Annotated in this window: 17 protein-coding genes and 1 riboswitch; of the genes, 2 read left to right on the forward strand and 15 right to left on the reverse strand. The window is 46.9% G+C overall.

Going from position 1 to position 15,016, the window contains the following annotated elements; all coding sequences use genetic code 11:
- Window positions 1-51 precede the first annotated feature (51 nt).
- The 5 genes from rsmA to BP95_RS0114665 form a co-directional block, all read right to left on the reverse strand.
- Entirely contained in the window at window positions 52-963 is a 912-nt protein-coding gene (gene rsmA, locus BP95_RS0114645; RefSeq protein ID WP_021255246.1) for a 16S rRNA (adenine(1518)-N(6)/adenine(1519)-N(6))-dimethyltransferase RsmA, read from the reverse strand.
- A gap of 5 nt (window positions 964-968) precedes the next feature.
- Window positions 969-1,535 carry a ribonuclease M5 gene (gene rnmV, locus BP95_RS0114650; RefSeq protein WP_028532547.1) on the reverse strand — a complete coding sequence of 189 codons (567 nt, stop codon included), beginning with the start codon at window positions 1,533-1,535 and terminating at the stop codon, window positions 969-971.
- Between the two features lie 166 nt (window positions 1,536-1,701).
- The gene (locus BP95_RS0114655; protein WP_021255248.1) at window positions 1,702-2,829 is read right to left on the reverse strand and encodes a 3D domain-containing protein; all 1,128 of its coding nucleotides are present in this window, start codon (window positions 2,827-2,829) and stop codon (window positions 1,702-1,704) included.
- 318 nt (window positions 2,830-3,147) lie between these two features.
- A riboswitch (cyclic di-AMP (ydaO/yuaA leader) is annotated at window positions 3,148-3,351 on the reverse strand.
- Between the two features lie 193 nt (window positions 3,352-3,544).
- Window positions 3,545-4,312: a TatD family hydrolase gene (locus tag BP95_RS0114660; RefSeq protein ID WP_028532548.1), complete on the reverse strand. Its 768-nt coding sequence runs from the start codon at window positions 4,310-4,312 to the stop codon at window positions 3,545-3,547.
- Window positions 4,313-4,347: 35 nt separating this feature from the next.
- Entirely contained in the window at window positions 4,348-5,631 is a 1,284-nt protein-coding gene (locus BP95_RS0114665; protein WP_021255901.1) for an HD domain-containing protein, read from the reverse strand.
- A gap of 307 nt (window positions 5,632-5,938) precedes the next feature.
- Between BP95_RS0114665 and BP95_RS0114670 the strand changes: the two genes are divergently transcribed.
- A complete protein-coding gene (locus BP95_RS0114670; RefSeq protein ID WP_005545514.1) occupies window positions 5,939-6,193 on the forward strand; it encodes an AbrB/MazE/SpoVT family DNA-binding domain-containing protein in 255 nt (84 codons plus the stop codon).
- 175 nt (window positions 6,194-6,368) lie between these two features.
- On the opposite strand, the gene rsmI is transcribed toward BP95_RS0114670, so the two are convergent.
- The 10 genes from rsmI to BP95_RS0114720 all read right to left on the reverse strand — a co-directional run bounded on the left by rsmI (window position 6,369) and on the right by BP95_RS0114720 (window position 14,033).
- Entirely contained in the window at window positions 6,369-7,262 is an 894-nt protein-coding gene (gene rsmI, locus BP95_RS0114675; protein WP_028532549.1) for a 16S rRNA (cytidine(1402)-2'-O)-methyltransferase, read from the reverse strand.
- Between the two features lies 1 nt (window position 7,263).
- Window positions 7,264-8,037, reverse strand: coding sequence for a tRNA1(Val) (adenine(37)-N6)-methyltransferase (locus BP95_RS0114680; RefSeq protein ID WP_028532550.1), 774 nt, complete (start codon window positions 8,035-8,037; stop codon window positions 7,264-7,266).
- Between the two features lie 164 nt (window positions 8,038-8,201).
- Window positions 8,202-8,585 carry a DNA replication initiation control protein YabA gene (gene yabA / locus BP95_RS0114685; RefSeq protein WP_021255898.1) on the reverse strand — a complete coding sequence of 128 codons (384 nt, stop codon included), beginning with the start codon at window positions 8,583-8,585 and terminating at the stop codon, window positions 8,202-8,204.
- Window positions 8,586-8,618: 33 nt separating this feature from the next.
- Entirely contained in the window at window positions 8,619-9,419 is an 801-nt protein-coding gene (locus BP95_RS0114690) for a PSP1 domain-containing protein (RefSeq protein WP_021255897.1), read from the reverse strand.
- Window positions 9,420-10,400, reverse strand: a complete 981-nt coding sequence (gene holB / locus BP95_RS0114695; protein ID WP_021255896.1) for a DNA polymerase III subunit delta' — start codon at window positions 10,398-10,400, stop codon at window positions 9,420-9,422.
- 96 nt (window positions 10,401-10,496) lie between these two features.
- On the reverse strand, window positions 10,497-10,940 hold the full coding sequence (locus BP95_RS0114700) for a YaaR family protein (protein WP_021255895.1): 444 nt from the start codon (window positions 10,938-10,940) through the stop codon (window positions 10,497-10,499).
- Window positions 10,941-11,039: 99 nt separating this feature from the next.
- Window positions 11,040-11,369: a cyclic-di-AMP receptor gene (locus BP95_RS0114705; protein ID WP_021255894.1), complete on the reverse strand. Its 330-nt coding sequence runs from the start codon at window positions 11,367-11,369 to the stop codon at window positions 11,040-11,042.
- A gap of 57 nt (window positions 11,370-11,426) precedes the next feature.
- The gene (tmk, locus tag BP95_RS0114710) at window positions 11,427-12,101 is read right to left on the reverse strand and encodes a dTMP kinase (protein WP_021255893.1); all 675 of its coding nucleotides are present in this window, start codon (window positions 12,099-12,101) and stop codon (window positions 11,427-11,429) included.
- A gap of 2 nt (window positions 12,102-12,103) precedes the next feature.
- A complete protein-coding gene (locus BP95_RS0114715; protein ID WP_028532551.1) occupies window positions 12,104-13,717 on the reverse strand; it encodes an aminotransferase class I/II-fold pyridoxal phosphate-dependent enzyme in 1,614 nt (537 codons plus the stop codon).
- Between the two features lie 133 nt (window positions 13,718-13,850).
- Entirely contained in the window at window positions 13,851-14,033 is a 183-nt protein-coding gene (locus BP95_RS0114720; RefSeq protein ID WP_021255891.1) for a sigma factor G inhibitor Gin, read from the reverse strand.
- 255 nt (window positions 14,034-14,288) lie between these two features.
- Here BP95_RS0114720 and BP95_RS30420 point away from each other — a divergent pair, with 255 nt between their 5' ends.
- The gene (locus BP95_RS30420; protein WP_155987271.1) at window positions 14,289-14,741 is read left to right on the forward strand and encodes a hypothetical protein; all 453 of its coding nucleotides are present in this window, start codon (window positions 14,289-14,291) and stop codon (window positions 14,739-14,741) included.
- Window positions 14,742-15,016 lie beyond the last annotated feature (275 nt).

The raw sequence follows: 15,016 nt of genomic DNA on the forward strand, positions 1-15,016 counted from the left end.
TATCCTATGGGCAAACGCATAAATTGGTGATGCCTAAGCCTTAAAATTATGTTACTCCGCTTGATCCTCTTCTTCTGCACGTGCAATGGCTTGGCCGATCGCATCGGACAGAGCAGCGAACTCCTCAATCGAGAGTGTTTCCCCTCGGCGATTCGGTTCAATATGTGCTGAAGCAAGCGCTTCTGTCAGCCTGTCTGTACCACACTTGCTGGCATAGCGAGCCTTCAGGTTATTCCAAATCGTCTTGCGACGCTGAGCGAACGAAGCCTGTACAACATCGAATAACAGCGGCTCATCCTTCACCTGCACAGGTGGAGTCTGTCTCACACGTAGACGGATTACTGCAGACTCTACATTTGGCTGCGGGATGAACACCGTATGCGGCACGGTGCATACAAGCTCCGGCTCTGCAAAATATTGAACAGCCACACTTAAGCTGCCGTAATCCTTGCCTCCTGGCTTCGCTGCCATTCGCTCTGCAACTTCCTTCTGAATCATGACGACGATGTTCTTGAGCGGCAGACGCTCCTCCAGAAGCTTCATCATAATCGGGGTCGTCACATAATACGGCAAGTTAGCCACAACACTTACCCGATCGACATCCTGGAACTGTTCGCGGAACAATTCATGCAAATCCACCTTCAATACATCCCCATGTACAACATGGACATGTTCATAGGGCTCCAGCACTTCCCCTAATATCGGAAGCAAGCGCTGATCGATCTCGACTGCTGTTACACGACGAGCGCGCTTAGCGAGCTGCTCCGTAAGCGCACCAATCCCAGGCCCAATTTCCAGGGCACCTGTCACATCATCCAGCTCTGCAGCATCCACAATACGGCGCAAAATGTTCATATCAATTAGGAAGTTCTGTCCTAAGCTTTTCTTAAATGAAAACCCATGCTTGCGTATAATGTCTTTCGTGCGGTTCGGTGTTGCAATATCTATTCTCGTCTGCGTCATTCCATCTATTCTCCTTCTGCACATTGTTCCTGCTCGAATTGGTTCAGCTTCCGCAAGGCGTTCTCAAATTCCTCTCGTCCGATCTGAAACACACCGCAGCGCTTGAGCATCTGCTTCGCGTTACAGTATCCAATGCCCAATATTTCACCTAACTGCCGTCTGCGTTCTGCAGAGCCTGCATGCGTCGTTAATCCCGCTTCGACGAGATCCGTCCACGTCAGCTCTGACGTCATGCTTGGCATCTCTGAGCGAACCTGCTCTAAGGCACGGCGAATCGCTTCTGGCTTTGCATTCTCCACACCAAGATCCCCTTTGGCTATCGCCTCATGTCTAGGCAGGAAAGCGTGCTTGCACCCAGGTACACGTTCTGCTATCGTCTTCCGAATTTTCTCTCCCGCATGATCTGGATCCGTGAAAATAATAACCCCTCGACGCTCTTGGGCCAATGCGATGCGTTTTATCGTTGTATCATTAATCGCCGATCCACCTGTCTCAATTGTATCCGCCTCAACGGCACGGTGAATGGCAACGGTATCATCTTTGCCTTCTACAACTATCACTTCACGTATCAATATGCTTGCTCCTCTCACCACAAGGCTGCTTCCTAATTCCGCATCCTTCTCATGCTCTCCATTCATAAATAAACAACAAAAGAAGAGGGTGTCCCCTCTTCTTAGCATGACATAAATCATTATTCATTACTATATCCTAATTACACATGGCTGCATACCTTGTGCGTTAGTTCGATTCCGGCTTTACTGGGCCAACCACGTATACGGTGTACCCCTTCTTGCGTCCGAATTTGCTGACCGCCTTCTTGCTGTCGAAGTATACATCGATAATTTTCCCCTTGACCGCGCCACCTGTATCTTCAGCACGTCTGAATCCAATCCCTTCGATATATACCCACCAGCCGAGCGGAATGACCTTCGGATCAACCGCGATAGTACGACCTTCTGATACTATTGCGCCAGATGCCGTCTTCGCACCAGCCGATCCCTCAGATTCCGTATACGCCGTCAGTTGAACGTTCTTCAGCACTTTTTTATAGTTAAAATCTTTGTCGCCACTGGAAACATTGTCAGAATCGTCTTCCTGCGCGTTCACTGACAGAACAGCAACTTCCGGTTCCTTCTTCGTTCCATAGGCTATCACTTGATTCACTTGTTTTGTATGAACGGATTTGTCGACCATCTGCGCATATACGAGCTTACCATCCTCGTACGTTTTCTGTACTTTCTGGACAACCAAGCCTTCTTTTCCATCTTGAACCGTCTTGGTCTTCCCCTTAAGGAGAGTAGCATCTGCCTGCTTCACCACTTGATAAGGAACCTTCACTTTACGCTCTTCCATCTTCTTGCTGACACGGACGATACGAATATCCATGTTCTTCGAAATAGAGGCACGCTTAGAAGGGAATACCTTATCTTCAGGGTTCACTTGGATTTGCAGCGAACTCAGTGCATCATGCACCGACTTCTTCGTCGTAAATTGTGTTTCTTTCTTCCCATCCGCTGTAATTTGGATAGGCAAAGCGCGTTCAATAATAACTCGATCTCCATCAGCAATTTCTGCATCAAGCGGCTTCGATACTACATCGTATGCCCCAAGCGCTATCGCATGCTCATCCAAAACATTGCGAAGCGTATCTAGGCGAGTTTCGACTGAACGCTCTTGTCCATCAACGAGCACAGCCACTGTCTTCTTCGTTACATTATACCAAGTCAAGACTGCTATTAATGTGATCACGATTGCTACAGCTGCAATAACGGTGATAACACGCACATTTTCATGCTTCCATCGCAATGCGAGTGACATGCTGGATGATCGGGGTTCATGGGTTTCGTTGTTCACGATCTGTCCCATTTCTCGGTCCTCCTTACATAGTCCCGCCGTCGAGTGCTCTGCATGATTCCATCTGACGCGACTATTTCAAGAATGTTTACGAGAGACTTCACTTGCCATAAACGAGCATGTAATCGTTCAAGACAATGCCGAAATCTCCGTACCAACGTTTCAGTATTGGCTGCTCCCACCTCCTATTTCTTACACCCTATGACGTCTTTATTCTCATTATTCAAAAAAAAGAATGTTTGAGAGTAAACAAAAGAAGCCCTTCGTAAGAGGAGACTCTTTCGCGGCTTCCGTAATAGAAACCCAAACGTCAACAGTGCAGGACGCGAGGAACCCTCTCTCGGTACGCTGACGAGGTTAGCTGTCGGGTTCGGGCTTGAGAGTCGCCCTATCGGAACCAACCGGCTCATGGCTCGGTCGTCCCTAATTCACCCCAAGGAATTAATCCGTGTGATTGAACATGTACTCATGTCATGTCGTTCACACTCTGGTTCCCCCGCTCTCCACTTCATGGAGATTAAGCGATACTGAATTAGTTGGAACAATATTGAATTGTGTAATAACATCTGTGAGAAATCATATCGTGTTTGCAATCTTCTTGTAAAGACAGTAGCAATTCCGTTTTTCGCGAAAAATGGTTAAAAAAATGTAACTTAATCCGTTTTTCATAATGAAATCCACTTATTTTATGGCCAATGTCTTTTTTTCACTTGTTTTTGGCCCGTTTTCACGCGATGTCAAAACATGTCATTGCATTTTGAGTCGTCATTCTGCAAAATTCTTCAAATTCCATACCTTTCAGCTCTGCTGCAACCTCTGCAACAAGACGAACATATGCGGACTCATTGCGCTTGCCTCGGAACGGATGAGGAGTCAAATAGGGAGAATCCGTCTCCACAAGCAGTCGATCATTCGGAACCTTAACAAGTACTTCTTTCGGCTGTTTTGCATTTTTGAAAGTAACAGGTCCTCCAAATGAAAGGTAGAAGCCCATATCCAGGCACATCTTCGCTGTTTCCCAGCTACCTGAGAAGGAGTGCATGATGCCCCCTACTTCGTGAGCCTTCTCCTCGCGCAAGATGCGGATTACATCTTCGTGCGCTTCACGATTATGAATAATGATCGGCATCTTCAATTCTCGCGCCAACCCAATTTGCTCGCGGAATACACGGTGCTGAACATCCTTCGGAGACGTATCCCAGTGATAGTCCAGTCCGATCTCGCCAATCGCCACAACCTTTTCATGCTCCGTTAGCTTGGCGATCCAGTCTATATCCTCCGGCTTCATCGTTATCGCATCTACCGGATGCCAGCCCACGGCTGCATAGATAAAATCATATTTCTCTGCCAACGCCATCGTCGTCGGGATCGTCTCTCGATTGAACCCGATGTTAACCATACGGGTCACCCCTTGTTCAACGGCCCGTGCGATAACCTGATCGCGATCCTCATCAAAATTGCTGCTGTCTAAATGCGTATGTGTATCAAATAACACGTTTATGCGCCCCTTTTTCTTTCTTGTAAATCGATCTAATGATTGCGGCGTATAAACATACGCCTTGTATCTTCCGTAAGGTGATTCGAGACTTCCAGAAGCTTGTCCATTGGGAAATAGATATAGTGTTTTCCACGGCGAATGCCGCTAATGGAACGTACAATATCCGATTTCTTGGACAGCTCTACAATTTGCTGATCCCGCCCCCATAGCATAATATGTTGCTGTGAACGGGCATCCCCCTTTCGATATACATCATAGGGCTTGTCGAAGGGAGAATCGAACATAAGTTCATAGTTCGGATCAAGCCCAATCTGCGACCACTCTGCCCGCAATCGTTCCTGTAAATCTTCATCCATCTGTTCGACTTCAATATATTTATATAGTTTACGCTCCATGAATCGTTGGCACAAGTCAACGAGACGCTCATCCTTCTCCCTTGTCCACTGCATAAATGCGGTCTGTACAAATGCCTCATCCATTTGGATATATTGTTCCGTCGTAATCGTTCCTTCAAATAAAGCATCTAGAGGAGAGAGGAAATATTGGAAAGTGTACCCACCCAAATATAATTCTTTGGCTCGTTTGAAAATCAGGCGAAGCAACATCTCCGAGCTTCGGGTTACCGGATGGAAGTAAACTTGCCAGTACATCTCATATCGAGCTAGCAAGTAATGCTCTACTGCGTGCATGCCGCTCTCTTTGACTACTATCCGATCCTTAAGCGGTCGCAGCACCCTTAGAATACGATCAATATCGAATGTACCGTAATTAACACCGGTAAAATATGCATCCCGCAGCAAATAGTCCATACGATCCGCATCAAGGGAGCCGGATACCAAATTCACGACAATCGGCCGCTCATATGTCCTGCGAATCACTGATGCCACCTTGGTTGGGAGCTGGGGGTCTACTTGTCTCAGCACGCGATTGATATCGGTATCTTCTATTATAATGCGGTATGTCCAATCTTCATGAAACATATCGAAGGCCTCTTCAATGGAATGAGAGAATGGTCCATGGCCCACATCATGAAGCAGTGCAGCACATAAGGCAACCAGCCTCTCTTCTTGCGGCCAGTCCTCGTATTGGTTTCGTTCAAATTGAGAAATAATCCGCCGAGTAATCTCGTATACGCCCAGAGAATGAGAAAAGCGGCTATGCTCTGCCCCATGGAATGTTAAATAGGAAGTTCCTAATTGGCGAATGCGGCGGAGCCGCTGGAATTCCCTTGTGTTAATCAAATCCCAAATTGTTCGATCTTGAACATGCACATAATTGTGAACCGGATCCTTGAACACTTTTTCCTCTAATAACATTGAAAATCACTCCTTTCGATTCGAACCTTTTCGACATAGTCTGCCTTATTGTCGAAAAGATTTGGTTTATTCTTGTTTCTGTTTATTTTTGCATAAAAAATACCATACGAGTGTAAAAGTGTACGCTACGTCGTTAAAAACTGCTTAATATAAGCTAAAAAAAACCTAAAATCCATAAATTAGCACGCCAAGTATACATTTTTTAGGTTGACTAATTTGGGAATGGTTGGTACGATAAGAATCAGCCAAAAAGAATTTTGTCGAAATATGACATTTCATGCTAAAGCAAAGAGGAGAGCGTTGAACTATGATGAAGTCCACTGGTATCGTCCGTAAAGTAGATGAACTAGGTCGTGTCGTCATTCCGATCGAGCTTCGCCGCACCCTTGGTATCGGTGAAAAGGATGCGCTAGAAATTTACGTTGACGGAGAGCGCATCATGCTTAAGAAATATGAGCCAGCATGCATCTTCTGCGGCAATGCAGAGAACGTTACATACTTTAAAGGAAAAATTGTTTGTCACGAATGTATATCAGAAATACCACAACCTGTGACAAAATAAAAAAAATAGGTTATAATAGCTCTAATCACATATGTTAATTCTAACCTTTTTATATCTTCCTTGATGCCTCCATGGTTTTGAACCCAACCATGGAGGTCTTTTTTTGTTTTACAGCAAGGGTTTTCCCTCTATATTCTGCATGTTTCGCTTATGATCCATTGTATCCATTCTTGTTCTATAACAATGCCTGATAGATATCCCGTTTGGATACACCACGATCCTTGGCTGCCAGTTTCATTGCATCCTTGCGTGATACTCCCTGTTCACGTTCATAATGCGCAACATGCTCTTCTTCCGTCAGTTCCTGCCACCATGCTTGTCCCGCATCTTGAGAAGTTCCATTCTCATCAGCGCCCTCGACGACGATACAACATTCTCCTAATGGAGGATGCTCGCTTACAAAGGCAATGCATTCACCAACCGTACCCCGGATGAAGTGTTCGTAATGCTTCGTCAGTTCGCGGGCAATCGTAATCCGGCGGCTGTCTCCGTATGCGGAAGCAAGCCGATCGAGCGTCTTCGCAATACGATGTGGTGACTCATAGAATAACAGCGTTCCCGCTTCCATTCGGAGTGAGGTAAGCACCGCATCTGCATGCTTCTTCTCCCGCGGAAGGAAACCTACGAATGTGAAACGATTCGTTGGCAGCCCAGACGCAATTAAGGCAGATAAAGCCGCATTTGGTCCAGGAATCGGAATAACAGGAATGCCCGCTTCTACAGCCAGTTGAACAAGATCTGCACCCGGATCTGATATCGCGGGTAACCCGGCGTCGCTCACAAGGGCGATACGCTTGCCCTCTTCCATGATACGCACAAGTTCAGGTCCGCTTGCCTGCTTGTTATGCTCATGATAGCTGTACAGCGTCTTCCCTGTAATTTCGAAATGACTCAACAGCTTCCTTGTCTCACGTGTATCTTCCGCCGCAATAATATCAGCTTCCCGCAGTATGCGTACAGCCCGGAATGTCATATCTTCCAGATTTCCAATCGGCGTCCCTACAAGATATAATGCCCCTACATTTTCCTTGTTTTGTTGCTGGTAGCTATATTGTTCCGTCAATTGCATATTACCCATCCTTCAGCTGCGAGGCTTTCCCATAATAGATATCCATTAATTCCTCACGATATTCATTTCCATCATTATATACGATAAGCGGCGGCAATAGCCGTACATCCGGCTTGCCGTCTCGCGCGGCCTCAATCAGTACCATATTGGCCTCTACTTCCTCGCGTGGATGAACGAAGCGAATGCGCTTCGGCTCCAATCGATATGTCCGCATAAGCGCTATGATATCCGTCAATCGGCTAGGACGGTGAACCATGGCAAGCTTCCCGCCCGTTCGCAGCAGCTTAGCACTCGTGCGAATCACATCCTCCAATGTGCAGGCGACCTCACTGCGAGCTAGTGCATAATGCTCGTTCTCTTTCACATCACCCGCCGTCAACGGCATATAGGGAGGATTTACTGTAATCATTTCGTAAAAGGGACGCTCTGCATCTGGTGTAAATGCCTTCAAATCCCCTTCGATAATGCGTATTCGCTCTTCCAAGCCATTTAGCCGAACGCTGCGGCTGGCCATATCCGCAAGTCTTGGCTGTATTTCCAATCCATCGATTTGCGCATTAGTCCGTGTGGACAGCAGCAGTGGGATTACCCCATTGCCTGTACACAGATCCATAATCCGGCCACGCGTTGGCACGGAAGCGAAACGAGCCAGCAGGACAGCATCCATGGAGAAGCTGAACACCTCTGAGCTCTGTATAATTCGTAATTGATGAGTGAGCAAATCGTCGAGCCTCTCAGATGGATGCAGCCCGATCACATCGTTTCTATTCTCCATAACGCCCCTGCCTTTATCATCTTCATTTAAGTACTACTTACACCTATATCTTTAACGTTTCATAAGGGACTTCCTCATCAGCTATGCTGTAAATGGCCCCTAATATGATGAAAAGCCGTAGGTGGGGAACCCTCTTATCGGTTCCCACTGACCTACGGCCGCGGTTATTTATTGAGGAAGGACAGACAGAACAAACAGTCACCTTCCGTCCGCAAATGTCCATAATACACGTTGCAAATGTGAAACCCTTCATGATACAGCCGCGCCAAATTATCATACCCTTCGCCAACCACGTTCTCTTTGGAATCTCCATTTGGATCAGGATTTACTGCGGGTGCCGAGTCTCCCTTCACCTCAGGTTCAACTTCCAAGTGCTCGTGATGCTCGTGGTGCAGTACTTTGCGCAGCTGCTGATTCTCCATCCACAAGCGTTGATTCTCTTCCAGCAGCTCTTTGACGACGAGTTTCAGCGCACCAAGCTCTTGATGAAGGTCTCCCATATGCGTTTCCAATTCATGAATCTGCGCAAAAATGTCTTTCTTCTCCAAGTTCCCACCCCAGAGCGTGAAAATGTCCGCTATTTATTTTACGACAACGTCGTCGAAAGCAAAATCTTTCACCTTGCCGATATCCGCTAATTGGACGTGCACTTTACGTTCACCGGCATTAATACCGACGACCTTGCCCTCTCCTATCGAGGTAACAACCCACTTGCCGACTGTAGGAAGCTCTTCTTTCACGCTTTCATAATTGTCATGCTCGTATTTCAGGCAGCACATCAAGCGACCGCACAAACCGGATATTTTCGTAGGATTCAGCGATAAGTTCTGGTCTTTTGCCATTTTAATAGATACCGGTTCAAAATCACCTAACCATGAGGAACAGCATAACACGCGCCCGCAAGGCCCAATGCCGCCAAGCATTTTCGCCTCGTCCCGTACACCAATCTGCCGGAGCTCAATCCGTGTCCGGAATACGCTGGCCAAGTCTTTCACCAGCTCGCGGAAGTCCACGCGCCCTTCTGCCGTAAAGTAAAAGATGATTTTGTTCCGATCAAACGTATATTCAACATCTACAAGCTTCATCTTCAATTGATGCGCCTTAATCTTGTCCATACAGGTTGCGAACGCATCCTTCGCAGCTTGCCGGTTCGCATCCACCAATGTAGCGTCAGCTTCATTAGCGATGCGAATGACTTTCTTCAAGGGAAGCACCACATCGTTCTCACCGACGGTCTTCGGACCAATCACGACTTTGCCGTACTCAATGCCGCGCGCCGTTTCGACGATCACATGCTGGTCCCTCTGGACCGGCCATTCGACCGGGTCGAAATAGTATATTTTGCCCGCTCTCTTAAAACGGACGCCGACTACATTATACAATCAAGTACCTCCTTGGATTCCAACCAGAAACTGCTCGCAAGCAAGTTGCGGGCTTACATTGGCGCGCACCCGCTTCTGCGCCTCCGTCGCCGCATCCATGCACCGAATCCATCCTTCAGCCGACTTCGTCCAGGCCAGCTTGCTGATTGTATCAAGCTGATCGATAAAGACGAGACTCTCCTGCCGGTTGTATTGGTAATTCAACATATCTCGAAACCAGAGATGGAACAAACGGAACAACATGTCCGTATGTTCAGCAAGCTCGGTCTTAAACAACTTCTGCTGTGCGGTTAGAAGTGCGGAAGGAAGTCTTGCTTCGCACTCCTTTCCTAATTGTAACATTACGTTTCTCACTTCTGCAAACCAATTCTGTCCACATAGCTCACGCCCAGCTTCTAGGCCGTTTACAAGATAGACAGCTGCACGAGCTAATATAGCAGGACTACCCTCTGCTACTAACGTTTGACAGATAAGGTTCGGATCCTGCGGTGTAAATGGCACCATCTGTGAACGGGATTGAATGGTTGGCAGCATCGCTTGTCCATTCTCTGTAATCAGAATAGCCACTGCAGGACTTGTTGGCTCCTCCAAAAATTTAAGCAGGCTGTTGGCCGCTTGCACGGTCATCTTCTCCGCCTGCTCCATAATGTACACTTTCCGGCCTGTAGCTTGGGTTCGGTAGGAAAATTCGCGCTGTAGCTCGCGAATTTGATCGATCTTAATTGACTGTCCCTCTGGTACAATAATATGCACATCAGGATGGTTGCCGTGCTCAATTTTCCGACAAGAAAGACATTCCCCACAAGCATCATCTGTCATGCGTTCACAGAATAACGCCTTGGTGAAGGTTAGCGCAGCAGCCATCCGGCCCGTACCCTTCGGTCCACTGAATAAGTAGGCATGGGATACCTTGTCTGTGCGCAGACCATTTTGCAATATTTTCTTAGCTCGATCCTGTCCGAGAATTTGTTCAAACGACATGTTATGCGTATTCCTTCCATATATATAACCAGAATGCGATACGGAGCAAGAAGCTCTGCTCTAATCATGGGATATGGGGAAATTCCCCTAGCTTGACTAGAAGCACAGGTTAATCAGCATCCCGCGAATTTCCCCTACTTTATGAAGCAGATCAATTTTACCTTGCTCCGTCTCCAGCAGATGATCCGCTAATTCAATGAGAGCACTGTCAATTTCATCGACAATCTGATATCGCTTGCTTCTGCCGCGTCGATCCCATCCACGCGTTTCCCGAATTTTCAGGTTCCGCCGTACTGTATCCTCCAAAAAACGCTTCACCATCATTCGGTACATGCGAAGCTCACGAATCGTCATGGACTTCGACAGTCGTTCCCCTTGCTGATAAATATCCTGCAGCCTCTGCTGCAGCTCATCATTGCTCGCTTGATCATGACGATTGTTCATCATGTCCGCAAAGGACTTGTGCTGGACAGGCTTGGTTACAGATTCACCCATACGCACATCCGTGCCGAAGGGGCGAAATCCAGGGTTAATTTTCACTCCATATCACCTGCAATCGTTCGCTTCATAGTATAATTCGATTGAATCCATCCATCTGCTGGATTACTTCTATTATATCGTAATATTACGGACGAAATGTTAAAAATGCTCGAACCGCTCTACTGGGAGCACAAACACGGTTGCTCCCCCTACCTGTACTTCGACAGGTAGCGGCATATAAGAATCCGAAGTACCACTGAGCGGAGTCACTGGGGTGACAAGCTGATCTCTCACCTTACAGTTGCTGCGGATGACATTCAGGACGGTGCTCACTTGATCATCCTCCACACCTATCATGAACGTCGTATTGCCTGCACGCAAAAATCCACCCGTACTCGCCAGCTTGGTCGCTCTAAAATTCGCCTTTACTAATGCACCGGAAAGCCGATTGCTGTCTTTGTCTTGTACAATGGCCACAACCATCTTCATGCCTGGTCATCCTCCTTAAAATAAAGTTCTTGGCATCCCTATTTGGAATGATGTTACTTATTTATACATCCGACCTGCAAAATCCTGCGTTCGCTCACATAAAATGTCGAACATTTGCCCACTTATTTGTGTTAGCGACTGTGTAGCATCCAATTGCACAATCCGTTCCGGCTCCTGCTTAGCAATTCGTTCGTACCCTTCGCGCACTGCTTCGTGGAATGCAGGCTTCTCTTTATCGAGTCGGTTCACTTCACGAGCCTGATTAGCCGCAATCCGATCCAATCCAGCCTGTGGATCAATATCTAACCAGAACGTAATATCCGGCATTGTATCGTGAATCGCGAATCGATTGATTTCCCATACATCTTCCATCCCGAGTCCTCGTGCGTAGCCTTGGTAGGCAAGCGAGCTGTCAACAAATCGGTCACATAAGACGATTGCTCCCTGCTCTAAGGCTGGAATAACAACTTCCACAAGATGCTGTCTACGGGCAGCTGCATAAAGCAATGCTTCTGTTCGAGCATCCATCTCTGTATGCTCAGGATCGAGGATAATGCTGCGAATCTTCTCGGCAATGCGGACTCCTCCCGGCTCCCGAGTGACTACGACGTTCACTCCTTGCTGCCGCAACTTATCCGTCAGCAGTTCAATCGCGGATGACTTGCCTGCTCCTTCTCCACCTTCCAGTGTAATGAACCACCCGGGACGTTCTGCTCGTTGCTGCTTACTCATATCTATTCCTCAATTCCCTTCTCTTCTTCAGTATCCACAATACGAATCGTTCGCAAGGATTCATCTTCTGCGTCATGGCACTTAGCTCCGGCATATGCAAGCATGATCAGCTGTTGTGCTGCATCCTCTGTAATAATCTCACCCGGATAAAGTAATGGAATTCCCGGCGGATAAGGAATCACCGACTCTGCTGCCTTGTGCCCAATTGCCTCCTGCACAAGTACTTGCTTCGTTCGTACATGCTCTTGTTCATATATCGAGAAGGATACAGGCTCAGAGAACAATCGATGCCCGTCAGCCATCACAATCGGATGTGCAGACGCATCAGTAATCTCCATATAGGTACCCGCCTGTATCTTAGTATATGGAGTGTTATTGTCCAACGTCACAGCAACCGCTTGCAATGCCCTAATTAATCGCTTCGCATCCTCTAATGTACTGGCTAGACTGAATACAAGCACCGTATGCCGCAAATCGGCCATCTCGGCAATACACCCATGCAGAGCAAGCTGATCTAACAGCTTATAACCGCTGCACAGTCCCTCCCTGCATCGAATCGTCACCTTGAATGGATCAAGACTGCAATAGGCGGACTGTGAATGAGTGCTTTGTATCTCTATAACCTCAAATGCGTCCAGGTTAGCCATTGCAGCTCGTACGAGCTGCACCGCCTTCAGACCCTCCTCAAACGCCTCTTGCCCGTTTCGCGCTATATAATAGCGGCTGATATCAAGCGATGCCATTAAAGGATAGGAAGGGCTAGAACTTTGCAGCATCGTAAGCAGTTTCTTCAGCCTTGATCGATTAAGCATAGCTCCTTGAACGTGAAGCATCGCACTCATCGTCATGCCGCCAAGCATTTTATGCGTTGACTGGACAACACCGTCCGCACCTGCCTGCAGAGCGGATTCTGGAAATGCGGGATGGAGCCCATAATGTGCTCCGTGTGCCTCATCCACAAGCAGTGGGATATTATAACGATGAGTAATAGCCGCAAGTTGACGGAGATCAATCCCCATTCCATAATAATTTGGATTCGTCACGAATACAGCCTTCGCTTCTGGGTATGCCTGAAGTGCCTTCTCTACCGCTTCACTGGTCGGTGCAGTAGCAAGACCGCTTGCCATATCCATCTGTGGTGTAAGGAATACAGCTCTTGCACCTGCCATCATAAGCCCGTGTAATACAGACTTATGAACGTTACGCTGTACGAGCACAATATCGTTCGGCTGAATACAACAGCTCATAAGGAGTGCAATATTGCCAACCGTACTGCCCCCTACAAGAAAGTGCGTCTCTTCAGAACCGAACAACTTCGCAGCTAGCTGCTGTGCCTCTGCAATCGCTCCTGTCGGATGATGCAAATCATCTGTACCTTCTACTTCCGTCACATCAATCGATAACAGCTGTGACATCCTCTGAAGCAGCATACTCCATTCTCCATGCTCAGATAAGGAAAGCCCCGCTTGCTCATACCAATGCCCATCCTTATGACCTGGTACATGGAAAGATGCGTGCCGGTTTCTATTATATTGAAGTAAAGCTTCCACCAGTGGCGCCCGCAGTTGCTCTTGTACATCAAGCGCCAAGTGAGAAGTCCCCTTACGTATATTCATCAAGGTTGCCCCTTTATTATTGCTTCATTTATTGTAACGTAAATTGTGCGCTTCTTCATCTGTTGTTCAATAAAAAGCAAAAAGAGCCCACTGAATCGGGCCCTAACGAGTAAGCAAATCAAGGGGAGCTATCTTACACATTCGTGTGCAGCCATAATCGCTTTAGCTTATGAATGAAGAATGAATATTTTAGATCCTGCACATTGGTCTTAACCATTTCTTGCTCACATGCTGTACAAATAAACTGATTGACGACCATTATGCCGTCATTCGTCGCTTCACCGCACACAATGCAGTGTGTATCCTGACGTTCCATGTCAATCCCACCTTTAGCGGTTATATGATAAGTATGCCCGTAACTCTATGGATATATACCAGTTTCATAGCCAGTTTCAAATGTTTTTATATATGTATGATGGATTGATGGTATTGGTGTTTGTACGGTTTGAACCCTTTTTCAACATTTTTGATCTTCATTAGATTCTTCTTCAATTTCTATCCCTTCTACATTTTCATAGAATAAATACCGATATATAAATTATTGTTCAACTTGAAAAGGAGGGTTCGCTCAATGTCAACCATACGCAATGAACAAATGGAGCGAACATTTTATCATTATCAGCTGCTGAAGAGAGTTCGTCTAGCGAAGCCTTTCATCATTGCCTTTTCCACGTTAGCTGCATTGTGTATCGCAGTCGCACTGTACCAACATAGCCTCCTCGGTATCGGCTATGTCGCTGCTTCTTGTGTACTCATTGCATGGCTCCATTATGTAATAGGCCGATCCATCTTCATCGTAGATCGGTACACATATAAAGGGAGATGGGCTTGGCGGTGGCGTATGCCTTGGATTGGTTACTTGCCACTCCCACAGCAATTCATCAGCCTAAGATATCTCACAAAAATTATGCTGCATACGACATCCATTACGTTTTTAGTCATTCTTATTCTATGCCCATGGCTTCCATTGGAGCTCACTTTGTTGAATGTGTTCTGGCACTTATGGCTGCTGTCTCCACGCTAGTATTGCCTATTAACGATGCGCGCTGTCGACTCAAGTGGACTCGTTAAAGTCAACGAAATGGACATCTGCCTGTACAAAGCGTAAGCATATAAGAAAAAAAGCCGATTGCTGTTAACCTAAATTAGGCGCAAGCATTCGGCTTTTTTACATACCTATATTAGGTATAGATAAAAAAAACCACCGTCGAGATGTCTCAACAGTGGTCTTTAATTGCTTGGCGACGTCCTACTCTCCCGGGACCCTGCGGTCCAAGTACCATCGGCGCTGGAGGGCTT

Source organism: Paenibacillus sp. UNC217MF (assembly GCF_000686865.1).
Taxonomy (GTDB): domain Bacteria; phylum Bacillota; class Bacilli; order Paenibacillales; family Paenibacillaceae; genus Paenibacillus_B; species Paenibacillus_B suaedae.

Bases quoted from the DNA above. Each gene is read 5' to 3' on its own strand.
- BP95_RS0114715 (WP_028532551.1), bottom strand. From the start codon at position 13,717: ATGAATATACGTAAGGGGACTTCTCACTTGGCGCTTGATGTACAAGAG.
- holB (WP_021255896.1), bottom strand. From the start codon at position 10,400: ATGTCGTTTGAACAAATTCTCGGACAGGATCGAGCTAAGAAAATATTG.
- BP95_RS0114655 (WP_021255248.1), bottom strand. From the start codon at position 2,829: ATGGGACAGATCGTGAACAACGAAACCCATGAACCCCGATCATCCAGC.
- BP95_RS0114680 (WP_028532550.1), bottom strand. From the start codon at position 8,037: ATGGAGAATAGAAACGATGTGATCGGGCTGCATCCATCTGAGAGGCTC.
- rsmI (WP_028532549.1), bottom strand. From the start codon at position 7,262: ATGCAATTGACGGAACAATATAGCTACCAGCAACAAAACAAGGAAAAT.
- BP95_RS30420 (WP_155987271.1), top strand. From the start codon at position 14,289: ATGTCAACCATACGCAATGAACAAATGGAGCGAACATTTTATCATTAT.
- BP95_RS0114720 (WP_021255891.1), bottom strand. From the start codon at position 14,033: ATGGAACGTCAGGATACACACTGCATTGTGTGCGGTGAAGCGACGAAT.
- BP95_RS0114665 (WP_021255901.1), bottom strand. From the start codon at position 5,631: ATGTTATTAGAGGAAAAAGTGTTCAAGGATCCGGTTCACAATTATGTG.
- BP95_RS0114670 (WP_005545514.1), top strand. From the start codon at position 5,939: ATGATGAAGTCCACTGGTATCGTCCGTAAAGTAGATGAACTAGGTCGT.
- tmk (WP_021255893.1), bottom strand. From the start codon at position 12,101: ATGAGTAAGCAGCAACGAGCAGAACGTCCCGGGTGGTTCATTACACTG.
- BP95_RS0114705 (WP_021255894.1), bottom strand. From the start codon at position 11,369: ATGAAGATGGTTGTGGCCATTGTACAAGACAAAGACAGCAATCGGCTT.
- rsmA (WP_021255246.1), bottom strand. From the start codon at position 963: ATGACGCAGACGAGAATAGATATTGCAACACCGAACCGCACGAAAGAC.